The 17,707-nt window shown below is 66.9% G+C and carries 9 protein-coding genes and 5 pseudogenes; 6 read left to right on the top strand and 8 right to left on the bottom strand.

What is annotated here, in order from left to right:
• Nucleotides 1-624, top strand: a pseudogene (locus tag J2847_RS34455) (IS66 family transposase); the annotation flags it as partial.
• 91 nt (nt 625-715) lie between these two features.
• Here the strand turns inward: J2847_RS34455 and J2847_RS33055 are convergent.
• A complete protein-coding gene (locus J2847_RS33055) occupies nt 716-2,785 on the bottom strand; it encodes a sulfatase-like hydrolase/transferase (RefSeq protein ID WP_209782974.1) in 2,070 nt (689 codons plus the stop codon).
• Nucleotides 2,786-3,152: 367 nt separating this feature from the next.
• Between J2847_RS33055 and J2847_RS33050 the strand changes: the two are divergent.
• A pseudogene (locus J2847_RS33050) lies at nt 3,153-3,395 on the top strand (IS66 family transposase); the annotation flags it as partial.
• A gap of 338 nt (nt 3,396-3,733) precedes the next feature.
• Here the strand turns inward: J2847_RS33050 and J2847_RS33045 are convergent.
• Genes J2847_RS33045 through J2847_RS33030 form a run of 4 tightly spaced genes read right to left on the bottom strand, consistent with a single transcriptional unit; the run spans nt 3,734 to nt 10,837 of the window.
• Nucleotides 3,734-5,059 carry an MFS transporter gene (locus tag J2847_RS33045; RefSeq protein WP_233474957.1) on the bottom strand — a complete coding sequence of 442 codons (1,326 nt, stop codon included), beginning with the start codon at nt 5,057-5,059 and terminating at the stop codon, nt 3,734-3,736.
• Nucleotides 5,056-6,513 (bottom strand): efflux transporter outer membrane subunit, encoded by a 1,458-nt coding sequence (locus J2847_RS33040; RefSeq protein ID WP_209782973.1) that lies wholly within the window; start codon nt 6,511-6,513, stop codon nt 5,056-5,058. The genes J2847_RS33045 and J2847_RS33040 overlap by 4 nt, the downstream gene beginning before the upstream one ends.
• A 5-nt stretch (nt 6,514-6,518) precedes the next feature.
• A complete protein-coding gene (locus J2847_RS33035) occupies nt 6,519-9,662 on the bottom strand; it encodes a multidrug efflux RND transporter permease subunit (RefSeq protein ID WP_209782972.1) in 3,144 nt (1,047 codons plus the stop codon).
• Between the two features lie 20 nt (nt 9,663-9,682).
• Nucleotides 9,683-10,837 carry an efflux RND transporter periplasmic adaptor subunit gene (locus J2847_RS33030; RefSeq protein WP_209782971.1) on the bottom strand — a complete coding sequence of 385 codons (1,155 nt, stop codon included), beginning with the start codon at nt 10,835-10,837 and terminating at the stop codon, nt 9,683-9,685.
• A 125-nt stretch (nt 10,838-10,962) separates the two neighbouring features.
• On the opposite strand from J2847_RS33030, the gene J2847_RS33025 reads away from it, so the two are divergent.
• The 3 genes and pseudogenes from J2847_RS33025 to J2847_RS33015 form a co-directional block, all read left to right on the top strand.
• Nucleotides 10,963-11,700 (top strand): response regulator, encoded by a 738-nt coding sequence (locus J2847_RS33025; RefSeq protein ID WP_233474956.1) that lies wholly within the window; start codon nt 10,963-10,965, stop codon nt 11,698-11,700.
• Complete coding sequence (locus J2847_RS33020) at nt 11,697-12,752, top strand: ATP-binding protein (RefSeq protein ID WP_209782970.1); 1,056 nt, start codon at nt 11,697-11,699, stop codon at nt 12,750-12,752. The genes J2847_RS33025 and J2847_RS33020 overlap by 4 nt, the downstream gene beginning before the upstream one ends.
• Nucleotides 12,753-12,811: 59 nt before the next feature.
• Nucleotides 12,812-13,008 (top strand): annotated as a pseudogene (locus J2847_RS33015) (IS3 family transposase); the annotation flags it as partial.
• A 271-nt stretch (nt 13,009-13,279) separates the two neighbouring features.
• Here the strand turns inward: J2847_RS33015 and J2847_RS33010 are convergent.
• The 3 genes and pseudogenes from J2847_RS33010 to J2847_RS33000 form a co-directional block, all read right to left on the bottom strand.
• The gene (locus tag J2847_RS33010; protein WP_209782969.1) at nt 13,280-14,989 is read right to left on the bottom strand and encodes a sensor histidine kinase; all 1,710 of its coding nucleotides are present in this window, start codon (nt 14,987-14,989) and stop codon (nt 13,280-13,282) included.
• A gap of 917 nt (nt 14,990-15,906) precedes the next feature.
• On the bottom strand, nt 15,907-16,974 hold the full coding sequence (locus J2847_RS33005; protein WP_233474958.1) for an NAD(P)-dependent alcohol dehydrogenase: 1,068 nt from the start codon (nt 16,972-16,974) through the stop codon (nt 15,907-15,909).
• Between the two features lie 179 nt (nt 16,975-17,153).
• Nucleotides 17,154-17,495: pseudogene (locus J2847_RS33000) on the bottom strand (transposase); the annotation flags it as partial.
• On the opposite strand from J2847_RS33000, the pseudogene J2847_RS32995 reads away from it, so the two are divergent.
• A pseudogene (locus tag J2847_RS32995) lies at nt 17,493-17,707 on the top strand (transposase); the annotation flags it as partial. The pseudogenes J2847_RS33000 and J2847_RS32995 overlap by 3 nt on opposite strands.

Raw genomic sequence — 17,707 nt, 5'->3', positions numbered from 1 at the left:
AGGAAACGGGTACTCATGCGGGTAAATGGTTCCCTTTATGTGCTCACTCCGTTGCCCATCTACATCCGGCCTGCACCGAAAATGCGGAAGGACCCGGCTCGATCGCCAGCGAAACCTTGCGGCGCATCGCCCAGTGGTACGCAGTGGAGGCCGAGATCCGCGGCCATGACTCCGAAGCGCGCCGCCGGGAGCGCCAGGCCCGCTCGACGCCGCTGATTGCGGAACTGAAGACGTGGCTGGAAAAGCAACTGGCGACCGTGTCGCGCAAATCGACATTGGCCGAGGCGATCCGCTACGCGCTCAGCCGCTGGGAAGGGCTGACGCTGTTCCTCGACGACGGCCGGGTGGAGATCAACAGCAACAGCGTGGAGCGTAGCATCCGCCCGCTCGCCCTCACGCGCAAGAGTGCTCTGTTCGTCGGCAGCGACGGTGGCGGCGGACGGTGGCGGCGAGCACTGGGCGACCATCGCGTCGCTGGTGGAAACCTGCAAGCTCAGCGGTGTCGATCCGCAGGCCTGGTTCACCGATGTCCTGACCAAACTCGCCAGCGGGCATCCGATCACCAGGCTCGATGAGCTGCTGCCCTGGAGCTATGCCCAGCAGGCCGAAACTGCCGTGGCCTGAAAACACCGCGTGCAGAAATCCCTGACCTGTCTCTTCATCGGCCTCACGGCATGAGGCGGGGACCTTCGTTTCCAAGGCCCCCGCGCCCCTTCTACGCCGGCACCGCCTGTTCCGCCGGGACGGACGGGTGCACGTCCAGCCCCGCCAGACGCTCCACATCGACCAGCAGGGCGGCGAGGCGGTTGGCTTCGGCCTGGACCGTCGCCTCGTCGAACCAGCGGGGCAGGTTGTCCAGGTCGGTGCGTGCGGTGGGGACCTGCCCCCTCACCCGCACGAGATTGGTCTCCTCGTTCGGATCCCTGGCCAAGTCATACATCTCCCATTCCAGCAGGAGCGGATTCGACGGGTCGAAATAGCGCGCCAGCTTGGCGCTTTCGGTGCGCACGCATCGGATGTGGTTGGGCTGGCGCACCGGGCCGGGAGATAGCTCCGGCACCCCCTTGACGCTTAGGGCGCCAGTACGCACGGCCTCGACCGTCTGGCAGTACACCTCGTACGCGCCGTAATAGTCGGGCTGGGTGAGCCGGCCGCCCTCGGCCGGCTTGGTCACCTCGTCGTCGGTCATGAACAGCACCCCTTCGCGCGGCTGGCCGTTGGGGTAGGTCACCGGGGCGTCGGGATTTCTCAGCACATGAGCCAGATCGACGCCGGGCAGCGGCGCCATGGTGTGGCGCTCGGCCAGCTTGGCCGCCGCCTCGTCCAGGGCCTCCCGGCCGACGCCGGTCAGGCCCAGCACGGTGGGCAAAAGGTCGGCGTGGCTGGTCACGGCGTCCACATGCCTCAGCGTGCTCTCGTCGCCGCCCATCGAGGTCGGGAAGCGGACCACCATCGGCACATGCACGGCCTCCTCGTAGGCGACGTGCCACTTCTCCAGCATCATGTTGTGGGCCGCGCCCAGTTCGCCATGGTCGGCCACGAAGATCACGATGGTGTTCTCGGCCTGCCCGGAATCCTCCAGGGCCTGGAGCACGCGGTTGATCTGGGGATCGACCTGGGAATGCAGCCAAGCGTAGAATTGCAAGAGTTGGATGCTGTACCCCTCCGGATTATCGGAGAGCTGGAACGGGATGGTGAATTTCAGGGCCATCGCCACCGCAGCCGCCCAGTCGTCCTCCCCGATCCTGCCGCCGCTTCCTTGGACGGCGCTGACGGCGCCGTGGCTCGCCTTGGCGGACAGGGCGAGCCCGATCTTGTAGGCGGCGTCGAACTGGCAGGACGGCTTGGTGGACAGATCCTCGTTCCAGGTCGGGATGGGGCCGGCGCAATCCTGCGGGAAGCCCTGCGGGTTGAGTGGCATCGTCATGGTTCCCTCGGTCGGCGGGTGCGACGACTGGCCCTGGAGGGGCACGTCGAGCGGGCCGAACACCGGCTGGGTCTTCGCAGCACTTCCGTCGGTCGGCGGCATCGCCTGGGAAATCACCGTCGGGTATGTCGCGATGTCGTGGGGGTTGGTGAAGGACACCACCGCGAACCAAGGGCGCTGGGCCGCGTCGGTGGCTTGGGTACCGGGGCCGACCCGCGCCTCGTCCGCCGAGACCCCGTAGTTGTAGGGCAGCGCCAGCCCGCGGCGGCGCAGGAACAGGCACGCGTTGTCGGCAAATCCGGCGTCGCGGTAGATGCCCAGGTTGTTGATGGCCGCCCCATGGGGTTCGGGATAGGACAGCTCCCAATCGGAGAAGCCGAAACGGTCCAGCGAATGGCCGGGCGGGTTACTGACGTGCCACTTGCCGAAATAATGGGAGGAATAGCCGATAGCCTGCATCCAATGGCCCATGGTAGGAGGGCCGTCGGCCTCGAGCCACGGGAATTGCGGCGCGTCGCCGTCCTTGAACATACCGTCGGTCTGGGTCACGCCGGTACGGTTGCCATACTGGCCGGTGAACATCACCGCTCGGCTGGGGGTGCAGGCGCTGGACGCGATGGTGTGGTTGTGCAGCGCCACCGCGTTCCTGCGCAGTCGAGTCAGGCCGGGAAAAAAGGGGGCGTATTCGTTCCCGCCCACATCCGCCTCGCCCCGGAATCCCAGAATCCGCTTCAGCGGTTCGGCCATCCCGCCGTTGGGGCCATAGGAAAAACGCGGGTACCGGTACTGATCGACGGAGATCAGGAGAATATTGGGTTGTGAGTTGTTGGGCTGCGGGCGGGTTGTGTTTTCAGTCATGACAATGTCATCCCTTGCGATTCATATCGGGGAGGAGTGAATTCAATTAATAGTTGATCTTCGGAAATCGGATTGATTTCCGTTACGAAAGGCGGTCTTTTTTTGATTTTTCTTTTCGCCATTCACAGATAGTTTGATAATGATCACACAGTCAAATGATATTTTACGATTAATTTCACTTAATTATCGCAAGACATTTCCATACCAAAGTATGTCTTGTATTTTCCGATGACCTTAAAGCAGATAGAAATCATTGCTTTATTCGCCAGTATTGGATTTTTCCCAGCGCATCGCTTCCAAACCGTAACTGCTCACGGGGATGGCGAAATGGGTTGCGCCATCTCGCTGGATATGAGTCGACGTCGGGATGGGAAAGCCGCCGCGCCACCGCCTGAGTGATGCCGAGGAGGCCCTGCTTTTGGAGCAGGCGGCGCTGATCGAGCGCTTGGCGGCGCGGACCACGGAACTCGAGGCGCTGGTCGGCAAGCCGCGCAAGACGTCGTCGAATTCCCATACGCCGCCGTCGCAGGACGGCCCCGGCCGCCCCGGCTCGAAGGCGGCGGCCAAGCGCCGGCGCAAGCCGCGGCCATCGCATCCCGGCGTGTCGAAATTTTCATTGAAGGCGATCAGCGTCAAATGAAGTGAAACCGAGTATCCAGAGCGGCGCCTCTTGCCATAGATCATTTATAATCAACGTCATGCATCCATGAACATTTTGAATTGAAAATGTTCTGTGAGGTGATGGAAGGCAGACCTGAAGTCAAATCGAGCCATGGCAAAAACCAATGTTTCCCTAACCGACACCGAAGGCTTGGAAGGCCAATCCGGCTTAGAGCGTCGAACAGAACCTTGAATCGTCTCTCGACTCGTCATCCCCGCCTTCGCGGGGATGACGGTTCCATTGGGCACCGATGGCGAAAACGGAATTTTGCTAGGCGCTCTTAACGATCAGTTCATCGGTAAGTCGGCCTGACACTCCTGGCCCGTTTCCAGACGGCGCCGATCCAGGGCCATCAACGGCCGGGAGAGAAACCCGGACACGCTGATGGCGACGCCAAACATCCCGGCAACGATAAACATCCCGCGCACCCCGAACAGCTCGCCGAGCGGAGTGAGAAGCCCCAACCCCACGGGCGCGGCCAGTCCCATGACGGTGTTCATCAGGGACATCACGCGCCCGAGCAGATGATTCGGCACGATGGTCTGAAGCACCGTGGTCAACGGTGCATCGGCGACCACGAAGGCGAGACCGCTGATCACCCACCACGCCACGGCCACACCGAAAAGACCGCGCGGCGCCAGAGCCGTGAGGGCCATCGCGCCACAGGAGACGGCAAAGCCGCACAGGATCCACGGCATCCGCCGGCGCGGCGCCAGTACGGCCACCAGCAAGCCGCCCACCCCCATGCCGATGCCCGACAGGCTCTCCATCAGGGCCAGTTGAACGGTGTCTCCGCCGAAATGCTCCTTCACCAGCAGCGGCACCAGCGTGAAGACTGGCATGAAAGCCAGCACGACCCCGCCAAGCAGGAGAAAGAGCTGACGCAGGCCGGGAGTCTCCCAGACCACCTCCACCCCCTCGCGGAACTCCCACCAGAGGCCGGCCCTCCCGCCGTCAGGGGCGAAGGCTTGCGGAATGCGGAAGAGCAGCAACGGCGCGATGCCGAGAACGGCCGTGACGACATCGATCGCCAGAGCCCAGCCAATTGGCATCACGGCGATGGCGAGCGCCCCCAGCGGGGCGGCGGCGACCAACGTCAGATTGTGCACGGACTGTTCCAGGCCGACCGCACGAACCAGGAACCTGCCCGGCACCAGCATGGGCGTGCTGGCCACCATGGCCGGTTCCTGAAAGCCCTGCATCGCGCTGCGGATCGCCATCATCACCAGGGCGTGCCACAGCTCGATCCGATCGGTCAGGAACAGCGCGATCAGCACCAGCATGCACAGAGCGGACACGCCGTCGGCCGCGATCATCAGAAGGCGGCGGCTGTAGCGATCGGCGAAAATCCCGCCAAGCGGACCGAGCACGGCCTGCGGCAGCAGCGCCGCCATGCCGGCGGCGGTCAGCGCCGTGATGCTGCCGGTGGTGTCGGTGATCCACCAGATCAGCACGAACTGGGTCAAGGCCGATCCGATCAGGGAGAGCGCCTGCCCCCCGAGAATGGTGTAAAACCGCACACGCCAGCCTCCATCATCCTTCACCCATCCCGCCGGTGCCCCTTCCGCCGATGGCCGCGTGCTTTCCGTTTCGATCGTTTCGTGCTTGGTCATGGAGCGCTTCTCAGCCACGGTTCGACGGTGACACGATGCCCAAGCGACGGAGTGGCGGGCTCGTCGTCCATCGCGCCTCCCAGCGCCTTGTGGAGCGCGACCGCATTGCTCAGCGCGTCGCGGCGCAGGTCCAGCAGGGCCTGCCGCGCCGCATAAAGCTGCCGCTGGGAATCCAGCAGTTCCAGCCGCCCTTCGACGCCCGCCCGGTAACGCTGGCCGGACAGCGCGACGCGGCGCTCCGCGCTGGTGACCACGAGCGTCTGCACTTCGATCTGTCGACCGAAGGTCTTCTGCCCCGCCAAACCGTCGGCGACTTCGCGAAACGCGATCTGGATGGCGCGCTCGTACTCGGCGACGGCGGTAGATTTGCGGAGTTCGGCCAGACGCAGTTCCGCGTCCAGCCGTCCGCCCTGGAACAGCGGCAGGGTGATCTGCGGCGCGAAGCTCCAGGTGCCGTGATCGGCGCCGAACAGGCCGGCCATGGCCGGACTGGCGTAGCCCAGCGAGGTGGTCAGCGACAGGCGGGGGAAGAAGGCCGCCTGCGCCGCGCCGATGTCGGCGTTGGCCGCGAGCAAGGTCTGCTCCGCCTGGAGGATGTCGGGCCGGCGCAGCAGCAGCTCCGACGGCAGGCCCGCCGGCGAGCGAAGCGTGACGGTCTGCCCTTCGAGCGGTAGGGCGTCCGGCAGGTCGGCAGGCGGTTCGGCACCGACCAGGAGCCGCAGCGCGTTGCGGGCCTGCGCCACGGCGCGTGTCCTCGCCTCCAGGTCCACCTTGGCCGTGGCCAGCTGCCCTTCGGCCTGGACCACGTCCAGCCCGCTGCTCTGGCTGCGCTCCCTCAAGCGCCGCGCCAGGTCGAGCGACTGCCGCCAGTCGGCCAGGGTGCGTTCGGCCAGCTGCCGCTGCTCCTGAGCCAGCCGCTCGGCAAAATAAGCGTCGGCGACCGCCCCGACCAGGGCGATCCGCGCGGACCGGCGCCCCTGGTCGCTGGCGAGGTAGCGCGCCAGGGCGGCGTCGGAGAGCGACCGCAAGCGGCCGAACAGGTCGATCTCGAACGCGCTCAGCCCGACGCTGAGTCCGTATTGGTTCTGCATAGTTGCCGGCACGGCCGGGCTGGTCTCGGCGTTGGCGGCCGTCCGCTGGCGGGCGGCGCTGCCGGTCGCGTCAATGGCGGGGAACCGCGCGGCGCGCTGAATCCCGTACTGGGCCTGGACCGTCTCGGCGTTCAGGGTCGCTAGCCGCAGGTCGCGGTTGTTGGCGAGCGCCAGTTCGATCAGCCGCCGCAGGCGGCGATCGCCGAACGGCGTGCGCCATTCGGGCTCGACCGCGGACTCGTGCGTCCCGGCCCCGGCGACGGCCGGCAAGACCGCCGGCACCGGCAGGGCCGGCTTGTCGAGGGCCGGGGTGAGGGAGCAGGCGGACAGCGTGAGGAGAATGGGGATGGTGAGCGATCGCATCGGTGTCATTTCTCTTCCGCCTGATGAGGCGCAGGGGCGGTTCGGCGGTTCATCCGCCAGGCTTCCAGGCGTTCCCTCCAGCCCATCACGAGCACGAAGAAGACGGGAACGAAGACGATCGCCAGCAGGGTCGCGCTGACCATGCCGCCGAACACGCCGGTGCCGATGGCGTGCTGGGTCTCGGCGCTGGCGCCCATGGCGATCATCAGCGGCACGACGCCGAGGCCGAAGGCCAGGGAGGTCATCAGGATCGGGCGCAGGCGCAGCCGGGCCGCGGCCACGGCGGCCTCCGCCAGCCCCATGCCCTCCTCGTGCAGTTGCTTGGCGAACTCGACGATCAGGATGGCGTTCTTGGCCGACAGGCCGATCACGGTGATCATGCCGACCTTGAAGTACACGTCGTTGGGCAGGCCGCGCAGCGTCACCGCGAGCACCGCGCCGAGGAGGCCGAGCGGCACCACCAGCATGACCGACAGCGGAATGGCCCAGCTCTCGTACAGCGCGGCGAGCACGAGGAACACCACCAGCATCGACAACGCCATCAGCACCGGGGCCTGGGCGGCGGACTGCCGCTCCTGCAACGACTGTCCGGTCCAGGCGATGGCGAAGCCGGACGGCAGTTGCGCGGCCAGCCGCTCCATCTCGGCCATGGCGCCGCCGCTGGAGACTCCGGGTGCGGCGCTGCCGGAGATGCGCGCGGCCGGGAACCCCTGGTAGCGGACGAGCTGGAGCGGCGTCTCGCTCCAGACCGGCCGGACCACCTCCGACAGCGGGACCATCCCGCCGGCCGCGTTGCGGACATGAAGCCCGAGCACGTCGTCGATCTGCATGCGCGCCGGCGCGTCGGCCTGGACGATGACCTGCTGCATGCGCCCGGCGTTGGGAAAGTCATTGACGTAGGTCGATCCCATCGCCGTGGACAGCGTGTCGCTGACGCTGCCGAACGACACGCCCAGCGCTTCGGCCTTCTCCCGGTCGATGTCCAGGCGGACGCTGGTGCCGGCGGGCAGACCGTCGGGATAGACGCCGGTCACGGCCTCGCTTTGCGCCGCCAGTTCCAGCAGGCGCGCCTCCGCGGCCTTGAGCGCGGCGTAGCCCTGGTTGGCGCGGTCCTGAAGGCGCAGCGTGAAGCCGGAACTGGTGCCCAGCTCCTCGATGGCGGGCGGCAGCAGGTTCATCACCGTGCCTTCCGTCGTGTCGGCCATGGCCTGCTGCGCGAGCTCCGCCTCGCTCTGGGGTGTGGCGCCGTCGCGCTCACCCCAGCCCTTCAGCATGGTGAACCCCATCGCGGCGTTCGTGCCGGAGCCCGAGAAGCCGAACCCGACGATGGACAGGTTGGACCGGATCGAGGGGCGCGAGGCAACATGCTCCTCGAACGTTTTGACGATCCTCAGCGTGCGTTCGGTGGTGGCGTCGGCGGGAAGCTGGATGGAGGTCATGAAGTAACCCTGATCCTCCTCGGGCAGGAAGGACGAGGGCAGTTGCCGGAAAGCCAGCGCCAGGACCGCGACCAGCGCCGCGAACACCAGCATCACGCGCCCGGTGCGCGTCACCAGCCCGGCGACGCGCCGCTCGTAACGCTGCGTCAGGCGGTCGAAGCCACGATTGAACCAGCCGAAGAAGCCGCGCTTCCCGTGATGCGCGGGATCGATCGGCCGTAGGAGCGTCGCGCAGAGCGCCGGCGTCAGGGTGAGGGCGAGGAAGGCGGAGAACAGGATCGCCACCGCCATCGACAGCGTGAACTGCTGGTAGATCACGCCGACGGAACCGCTCGCCAACGCCATGGGAATGAACACGGCGGTCAGGACCAGCGTGATGCCGATCACCGCGCCGGTGATCTCCTTCATCGCCTTGATCGTCGCATCCCGGGGCGCCAGCCCCTCGCGGGCCATGATGCGCTCGACATTCTCGACCACGACGATGGCGTCGTCGACGATGATGCCGATGGCCAGCACCATGCCGAACATGGTCAGGACGTTGATCGAAAAGCCCGCGGCCAGCATCACGGCGAAGGTGCCGAGCAGGGCGATCGGCGCGACGATAGCCGGGATCAGCGTATAGCGCAGGTTCTGGAGGAACAGGTACATCACCAGGAAGACCAGCAGCATCGCCTCGGCCAGCGTATGGATGACCTTTTCGATCGACACCTTCACGAAGGGAGCGGTGTTGAAGGGAATCGAATGGCTCATGCCGTTGGGCAAGGTCCGACTCAGCTCCTCCATGCGGGCCTGCACGCCCTCGGCGGTTCTCACCGCGTTGCCGCCGGGCGTGAGCTGCACGGCCGCGGCGGTGGTGGGCTTGCCATTTTCCCGGTTGATGAAGCTGTAGGACTGCGCACCGAGTTCGACGCGCGCGACGTCGCCAAGCGTCACCTTCGAGCCGTCGGAGGCCGAGCGAAGCACGATTCCGGCGAACTCCTCCGGTGCGGTCAGCTGTCCCTGGACCGTGAGCGGCACCGTCACGGCCTGCCCCGGCAGCGCCGGCGACGCGCCGACGCTGCCGGGCGCGAGCTGGACGTTCTGCTGGCCGATGGCCGCCGTCAGGTCGCCTATCGACAGCCCATGGGCCATCAGCCTGGCCGGATCGACCCAGACGCGCATCGCCTGCTCGGAACCGAACAGCTGCACCCGGCCGACGCCGTCGATGCGCCGCAGCTCCTCGACGAGGTTGCGCGCCATGTAGTCGCTGAGCGCGGTTTCGTCGAACCGGCCATCATCGGACTTCAGCCCGACGATCATCAGGAAGCCCGACGACGACGATTCCACGGTCAGGCCGTTCTGGCGCACCACCTGCGGCAGCCGCGGCTCAACGGACTTCAGCTTGTTCTGCACGTCGACCTGGGCCATGTCCGGGTCGGTGCCGGGCGTGAAGGTCGCGGTGACGGTCGCCGATCCGGAGGCATCCGACGCTGATTCGAAGTAGAGCAGGTTCTTGACGCCCGACAGCTCGCGTTCGATGAGGCTGATGACCCCGTCGTTCATCGCCTGCGGCGTGGCTCCGGGGTAGGTTGCCGAAATGCTGACGGTCGGCGGCGCAACCGAGGGGTAGCGGGCGATCGGCAGCTGTGGGATGGCGATCATCCCGAACAGGATGATGAACAGGGCGATGACCCAGGCGAACACCGGGCGTTCGATGAAGAAGTGAGGCATGGCGGGACTGTCCGGTTCGCTCAGCGCACGACAGTGGCGGCGGGGTTGGAAGCCAACCGGTCACGCACTGTCACCGGCAGGCCCTCGGACAGGCGTTCCATGCCTTCGACCACGACCCTCTGCCCGGCATCGAGCCCGGCGCTGACGCGGTAGCGGCGGTCCGCCAGTTCCCCGAGTTCCACCGGCTTGAGGGAGGCTTGATCGTTCGCGTCGAGCGTCCACACCCGCGGCTGGCCGCCGACGCGCACGACCGCCTGCTGGGGCAGCGTCAAGGCGTCGGCGTAGCTCGTGCGCGGCACCCGCGCGCGAACGAACATGCCTGGGAGCAGGTCGCGTCGCGGGTTGTCCACAAGGATGCGCAGCAGCACGTCGCCTGTGCCGGGATCGACGGAGATGCCCGAGAACAGAACGCGTCCGATCGCCTCGTGCGGTTCGCCGTCGGCGCGCAGAATGGTGACCGGCAGCCCATCCCCGGATTCCGTCCGCCGCGAGGCCATGGCCTCGCGCAGGGGAGCGAGCGAGGAGGCCGGCTGGCGCACGTCCACATAGACCTGATCGATCTGCTGGATGCGCGCCATCGGACCGCCGTCGCCGCCGCCGACCAGCGCCCCCTCGGTCACCAGTGCCTGGTCGATGCGTCCCGGGATCGGCGCCTCCACCGTGGCGAACTTCAGGTCGAGTTCACGGCGGGCCAGCGTGGCGCGGGCCTGCGCCACGTCGGCGGCGGCCTGCTCGCGCTCGAACACCGCGTCGTCGTAGGTTTGGCGGCTGACGGCGTCGGCCTTGACCAGCGGTTGCAGCCGCGCCGCCTGTGTCCTGGCGCGCTCCAGCCCCACCGTTGCCCGCCGCAGGGCGGCGGCGGCCATGGTCACGTCGGCGCTGAACGGTGCCGGATCGATCTGGAACAGGGGCTGGCCGGCCCGCACCTCGCTGCCTTGCTCGAAACTTCGGCGCAGCACGATGCCGCTGACCTGCGGCCGTATCTCGGCAACCCGCAGCGCGGCGACGCGGCCCGGCCGGTCGTCGGTCAACTCCAGCCGGGACGGCGCCACGGCGAGGACGGCAACCCGTGGGGTCGGAAGGGCCGCGGCCGTTTCGGGTTGCTCACACCCCATCAGCATCATGGCCGCCAAGGCATAGGCGCCGCCATGACGGCGCAACTGGTCGATCCTCATCCGCTTTCCTTCAGGCGCAGGCCGGTGTCGGCAAAAACGCCGGCAATCTGACCGCACCCGATTGCGTTTGGTTCGAGGTAGTGTGGAGATTCGATGGAGAGTGAAAATTATTGTGAGCCGCCGTGATGCCGATGAAGCCTCCGCCCGCCCCGGACACCGCCCCGGCTTCCCAGGCACTCATCCTCATCGCCGAGGACGAGCCGGAGATCGCGGACATCCTTGCCGCCTATCTGGCCCACAGCGGCTTGCGCACCGTCCACGCCGCCGATGGCCGCCGCGCGTTGGATCTTCACCGGTCCCTCAAGCCCGATCTTGTGCTGCTCGACGTGCAGATGCCGCACGTCGATGGCTGGCAGGTCCTCTCCGAGATCCGGCACCGGGGCACCACCCCCGTCATCATGCTGACGGCGTTGGACCAGGACATCGACAAGCTGATGGGGCTGCGCATCGGCGCCGACGACTATGTGGTCAAGCCGTTCAATCCGGCGGAGGTGGTCGCGCGCACCCAGGCGGTGCTGCGCCGGTCGATGCCGGGCGGCCGCCAGGACCAGCGCGTCCTGCGCGCCGCTCCGTTCCAGATCGACCTGGACAACCATGAGGCGACGGTGGAGATTGACGATCGCCGTCACCCCCTGAACCTGACGCTGACCGAATTCAATCTCCTGGCGCAACTGGCGCGCGCTCCCAAACGCGTGTTCAGCCGTGCCGAGCTGCTGACCACCTGCCTGCCGGAAGGCGACGCCCTGGAGCGAACGGTGGACAGCCACATCAGCAAGCTGCGCAGGAAATTGGAGGACGTCGGCCTCGCCGGTGTTCCCGTCGGGATTCGTGGCGTCGGCTACAAACTGTGGAGCGGCGAATGAAGCTGGTCGGTCTCAGCCGGCAGATCGTTCTGTCCATGGCGGCGATCGCGCTCGGCGTCACGCTGCTGGTGGTGCTGACGTCCTACGCGTTCTACTATGTCGCATTCACCTATTGGCCCGAGCATTTCGATCCAGCGGCTTGGATGCCGAACGGTGCGGAGTGGGTTTGGCTGATCGCGACCACCCTGGCCGGTCTGGTGATCGCCATCGCGGTTGCCGTCAACCTGGCGCGCCGCATTCTCGTTCCGCTGAACTCGGTGGCGAACGGCATCCGCCGCGTCGCCGAAGGGGACCTCGGCGCCCGCGCCATTGCGGGCGACCGCTCGCTGGGCGAAGCGGCCCTGCTTGCTGACGATTTCAACGCGCTGGCGGCCGAACTGCAACGCGTGACCGAGGAGCAGCGGTTCTGGAATGCGGCGATCGCCCACGAGCTCCGCACACCGGTGACCATTCTGCGCGGCCGTTTGCAGGGCTTGGCCGAAGGCGTCTTCCCACCGGACGAGGCCCAGTTCAGAAGCCTGCTGACCCAGGTCGAAGGCTTGGCCCGGCTGATCGAGGATTTGCGGGTGGTCAGCCTGGCCGAGAGCCGCCATCTGGATCTCCAGATCCAGGAGGCCGACCTTGCCGCCGAGATCACGGCGGTCGTGGACGTCTTCAAAAGCTCCCTCCAGTCGGCCGGGCAACAGCCGGTCCTGGATTTGGACGAACGGCCCGTCCGCTGCGATGCGGTTCGGATCCGGCAAGCGTTGCTGGTCCTGCTTGAAAACGCCCGCCAGCACGCGGCGCCGGGATCGCTCCATATCCGGACGCGCCTGGACAGGGGGTGGTGCCACCTGATCGTCGAGGATGAGGGGCCCGGCATTCCGGCTGGTTTCACACCGCACCTGTTCAAGGCGTTCCGGCGCGCCGACTCGACGCGCGCAAGCGGACGCAAAGGAAGCGGGCTGGGATTGGCCGTCGTTTCCGCCATTGCCCGGGCGCATGGAGGGCACGTCGGTTACGCTCCTGCCCCCAAGGGGGGTGCACAATTCACATTGTCCTGGCCGTATTGACCTTGCCCGCGTGCGACGCCTCCCCAGCCGGCTACAATCGGCGACGGACTGGAGATGAGATGGCGAAGACGGCGCGGGCGCGTTACACGCTTGAGTTCAAGGAAGAGGCGGTTCGTTTGGTCCCCGGCGGTCAGCGTGTGGCGGCGGTGGCCTGACCGGGCCGGTAACGCCGAAAGTCAGCGCTGATCAGATGGAAATCGGCCGACTGCGGACGGAATTGGCGCGCGTGAAGATGGAGCGCGACATTTTGAAAAAGCGTCGGCGTACTCCGCGAAGGAGCGCACTCGACCCTGGGCTACACCAGCCCCATGGCGTTTGAAGAAACTTGGCGTCGCCAGCAAAGCACATTGGCGGCATAATCGCGAACGCTACGGGAGGCGTCGCACGCGGGCAAGGTCTCACCGACATCACCGGTTCTGTCAGGCTCCACTCATCATCGGTCGGGTTCGTCGGATACCGGGTGCGTTCTTCTCTGAACCCGACGCGCTTTCCGTCGATGCGATGGCTTCGACACTGAGATAAGGACCTCAAGCGGCTTCGGCCATCGCCTCGACCTGAAAGGAGAGCTGCAGGCTGGTGCCCACGCCGGCCGCCCATTCCGGTTCCGCGCCGATCTGCTGCGCCAGCATCTCGATCAGCTGGAGACCGGACGACCGCGCGCGCTCGACCGCCAAGCCGACCCCGTCATCGGCCAAGCGCAAGCGCACTTGTCCCGCCTCCGTCACCGCCAGATCGAGGGTGATGCGTCCTGGCCGTTGCGGAAAGGCATGCTTGGCGCTGTTGGTGACGAACTCGTTGACGATCAGCCCGAGCGGAACGGCGACGTCATGGCTGACATGGATGTTATCGACCTGCGCCGTCAGCGTGATCCCTCCGGGATGGCTGCGCCCGTACAAGGCGACGACGTTGGCGCAAAGCTCCCGCAAATATCCACCCAACTCGACCGTTCCAACCTGTCGAGCCTCGTAGAGTCGGCTGTGGACAAGGCGAAGCGTCTCGATCCGCCCTTCCAGCTCGTCGAGGATGCCGCAGCTTCCGGCGCAGCCGGTTTTGAAACGTTCCATGGAGATCAATCCCATGATGGCCTGAAGGTCGTTCTTCACCCGGTGCTGGAGCTCGCGCATCGCGGTCGTGCGCTCCTGCTCCGCCCGCAGAAGGTGGAGGTTGGCGTCCCGCATGGACTCGTACACCAGCGCCAGTTCCGCCGAGGCGGCCGGGGCCGGCGGGAGGGCGGCGCCCGGCTGGCGCATGGCGTCCACCGTCCGTACCAACCCGGCCATCGACCGCGACAGGCGGCGGGCGTAGGCCAGCACGAAGGCCAGGGCCGCCATCATCGCCGTGCCGCTGACGGCCGCCGCCAGCCACAGCGACCGGCGCAACGGCTGTTCGAACAGGCTGGCCGGGGCGGCGAAGGCGACCGTCCATCCGGACAGCGCCGAGCGGGAAAAGGCCAGCGACAGGGGTTCCCCCTCCAGGGCCGGGCCCTCGGCCCAGCCGCTCGGCGCTTTGCCCAGCGCATCGAGAACCCAGCCCGGCGCCGGCTTGCCGACGAACCGTTCGGCCCCGCGCGTCCGTGCGACGACGATGCCGGTCCGGTCGATGATCCCCGCCACCCAACCCTCGGCGATGCCCTCCTCCCACAGCATTTCCTGCCATTTGGTCGCGGTGACCACGGCCACCAGCACGCGGGCGGCGGCGTCCCTGCGTGGAACGGGCACGAGCACCGCCGCGACGGGAGCCTGGGCAATGGGGCCGTAGAGGAGGTCCGAAATCCGCGGCCTGCCGGTATCCGCGACGTCTTTCACCAAGCCATCCACGGCGCTGGTCCCCCGCACGGCCGTTCCGAGCGGGGCGGAGGTGGTGAACAGCACGTCACCGCTGGCCGTGCGGAGGGTGACATGCGACCAGTAGGGATGCTTGGCCTTGACGTCCTGCGCCATGTGGTAGGCGCGCTCAAGGTCGTCGTCCTCCGTCAGGGCGACCGCGAGGCTTTCCAGGGCACTGGTGGTGATGAGCAGTTGCCGGTCGAGCGCGACCGACAGCGCCCGGGCGGTCCTCACCATCTCCGCCTCGGCGAACCGGCGCTGGTGGGAGAAATTCCAGGCGATCAGGCCGATGGCGACGAGGGCCATGGCGACCAGGGGCGGCACCACCACGCTGAGGAGGCCGCAGGCGATGTTGCGCCTTACGGCAAGGATGGACGCCAGCCGGGCGCCCAAGACCGTCGCCACATCCATAGGATGCCTCCGTGACATCGGTTTGGGAAAGGCAGGGTTGCGCCGTTGCAAGGCGCCTGATCGGAAAAATCATATACTGGAAAATTTCATGAAAACCATAGTTTTCTTATTTCACATGTATATGCCTTACATAATATTCCAGAGTCCCATTTATTTCCAAGAAGCTGGCATGCAGACATGACGCGGCGAACTTGCGCGACAATTTTGGCGATATTTTGTAAATCGTTTCGCTTATCAATACGATTGTTTAGCTGTGGCGCAGGAATTGATTTCCAGCCACAGAAATACAGTGCGAATCAAGCGCTTCCTTAACCTCGATCAAGGTGGCGGCGGCTTGTTTCGGCTTCCCTTGCGGCAAGGACCGGCGGCGGCTTCTGCCCGTGGACGTCCCGAGAGACCCGCGCATGCCGGCGAAGGGAGACGCAATGTCGGACCATGTGATCCTGACGCCGATGGACGGCGGCGACACGGATGGTCCAGCCCTGCGCACGGCCCTCGCCATCGCGCGGGAATTCGACGGACACGTCGACGCGCTCTGCATCGATCCGCCTCCGGAGCACGCTTTGCCGCTCCTGGCCAGGGGCCTGCCCGAACCGGCATCGCCGCACGGGCCGTCCGTGCAGAGTCCGGATTGTCCTGACCCTTCCGGACGAGGAGCTGGTCGTCAGCCATGCCGACACCACCGACAACGCCCTCCGCTCACTGGAAGCCGCCATCCGCGATGCGTTCGACGACGCCCGCGGGGAGGCGCAGGATCACGCGCGCCGCCGCCTGTTCGACGTGAAGACCCACGCCCTGCCGCCGCATCTCCGGATCGTCCAGCTCCTTGCCGCGAGGGTTATGGCTTCATCGAGACGGCGGACGGCCTGGGCCGGCATGCCTCGGCCCAACGCGTCTTAACCTGGATAAAGCCCCGCTCAACCGGGCGTGATGGCCACCTTCAGCACGCCGTCGCGCTGGTGGGCGAACAGCTCGTAGGCCTGTTCGATGGCGTCGAGCGTGAAGCGGTGCGTGACGAGCGGCTTCAGATCGACACGGCCCGAGGCGACGACGGCGAGCAGGCGGCGCATGCGCTCCTTGCCGCCCGGACACAGGGTCGTCGCAATGGTGTGGTCGCCGAGGCCGGCAGCGAAGGGCCCGAGCGGGATGCGCAGGTCGCCCGAATAGACGCCGAGACTCGACAGGGTGCCGCCGGGCCGCAGGACCTTCAGGCAGGCCTCGAAAGTCGCCTGCGTGCCCAGCGCCTCGATGGCCACGTCGACGCCGCGGCCGTCGGTCAACCGCAGGATCTCCTCGACCGGGTCGGTCCGGCGGAAATCGACGGCGTGGTCGGCGCCCATGCGGCGGGCCATGGCCAGACGCTCGGGCAGCGTGTCGACCCCGATGATCGTCGCCGCCCCCTTCAGCCTCGCCCCGGCGGTGGCGCACAGGCCGATCGGCCCCTGCGCGAACACAGCCACCGTATCGCCGATGCGGATGTTGCCCTTTTCGGCGCCGGCAAAGCCGGTGGAGAGGATGTCGGGACACATCAGGACCTCCTCGTCCGACAGGACGTCCGGAACCGGGGCGAGGTTGGCCATGGCGTCGGGGACCAGCACATACTCGGCCTGACAGCCATCGATGCTGTTGCCGAACTTCCAGCCGCCGATCGGCTTCCAGCCGTGCCGGGTGCCGCAGCCGTCCTGGGCGTGGCAACCGGAGAGCGACGCGTTGCTGTGCCCGCTCGGCGTGATGGCCCCGGCGATGACGCGCTGACCCTCCCGATAGCCGGTCACCGCCGAGCCGAGCTTCTCGATGACGCCGACCGGCTCGTGGCCGACGGTCAGGCCGCGGCGGACCGGGTATTCGCCCTTCAGGATGTGGACGTCGGTGCCGCAGATCGTCGTCGTCGTGACCCTCAGCAGGGCGTCCAGGGGGCCGACGTCCGGAACGGGCTTGTCGTCCAGCACGATCCGCCCCGGCTCGACGAACACGGCTGCTTTCATCACGACCATGGCACACCTCGCGTGATGTCCGGATGTCGGCGGTCAGGGAGCGCGGGCCGGCGGCGAAGCGTCCGACCGGCCAAGCGTCCCCGCCCCCCTCGACACGTCGATGCCGTGATGGTGGCTGCTCCGGCCGCCGGTGCCTTGATCTGGATTAAGAGCGCCTAACAAAACCGCATTCAACAGCATCGGTAGCGCTGGATGAAGCGGAAGGTGATGAGGGCGGCTGCGAGATGATGGAAAGCAGCGAAGATATCGCTGCGGCGCTCATAGCGAACGACGATGCGGCGGAAGCGGGCGAACCACGCCAGGGTACGCTCGACCTTCCAACGGTGGCGGCCAAGGCGCTCGCTGCTCTCGATGCCGCGGCGGGCGATGCGCGGGATGATGGCCCGCTTGCGCAAGGCCCGGCGGCAGCGCGGATAATCGTAGCCCTTGTCGGCGTGCAGTTTGGCCGGTCGGCGTTGCGGTCGGCCGACGCACTGCCGGATAGGCGGGATGGCGTCGACGGTGGCTTCGAGCGCCTGGCGCGCTGCATCGAGGACCCGCGCGCTCCCGAGCGCATCCGGCACACGCTGGCCGAGATGATCCGCTTTCGTGCCCTGCTGATCGCCGCCGGCTACCCGGATGCCAATGACTGCGACACCCTGCGCAGCGATCCGGCCTTCAAGATGGCGGTCGGCAGGCTTCCCGAGAGCGGCGCCGACCTGTGCTCGCAGCCGACCATCAGCCG

The organism is Azospirillum agricola (genome assembly GCF_017876095.1).
GTDB lineage: Bacteria > Pseudomonadota > Alphaproteobacteria > Azospirillales > Azospirillaceae > Azospirillum > Azospirillum agricola.
Note: the sequence above shows the minus strand (reverse complement) of the source record. Positions and strands in the feature narration are given on the sequence as shown.

Bases quoted from the DNA above. Each gene is read 5' to 3' on its own strand.
- J2847_RS33020 (WP_209782970.1), top strand. From the start codon at position 11,697: ATGAAGCTGGTCGGTCTCAGCCGGCAGATCGTTCTGTCCATGGCGGCG.
- J2847_RS33040 (WP_209782973.1), bottom strand. From the start codon at position 6,513: ATGCGATCGCTCACCATCCCCATTCTCCTCACGCTGTCCGCCTGCTCC.
- J2847_RS33055 (WP_209782974.1), bottom strand. From the start codon at position 2,785: ATGACTGAAAACACAACCCGCCCGCAGCCCAACAACTCACAACCCAAT.
- J2847_RS33035 (WP_209782972.1), bottom strand. From the start codon at position 9,662: ATGCCTCACTTCTTCATCGAACGCCCGGTGTTCGCCTGGGTCATCGCC.
- J2847_RS33045 (WP_233474957.1), bottom strand. From the start codon at position 5,059: ATGACCAAGCACGAAACGATCGAAACGGAAAGCACGCGGCCATCGGCG.
- J2847_RS33025 (WP_233474956.1), top strand. From the start codon at position 10,963: ATGCCGATGAAGCCTCCGCCCGCCCCGGACACCGCCCCGGCTTCCCAG.
- J2847_RS33030 (WP_209782971.1), bottom strand. From the start codon at position 10,837: ATGAGGATCGACCAGTTGCGCCGTCATGGCGGCGCCTATGCCTTGGCG.
- J2847_RS33005 (WP_233474958.1), bottom strand. From the start codon at position 16,974: ATGAAAGCAGCCGTGTTCGTCGAGCCGGGGCGGATCGTGCTGGACGAC.
- J2847_RS33010 (WP_209782969.1), bottom strand. From the start codon at position 14,989: ATGGATGTGGCGACGGTCTTGGGCGCCCGGCTGGCGTCCATCCTTGCC.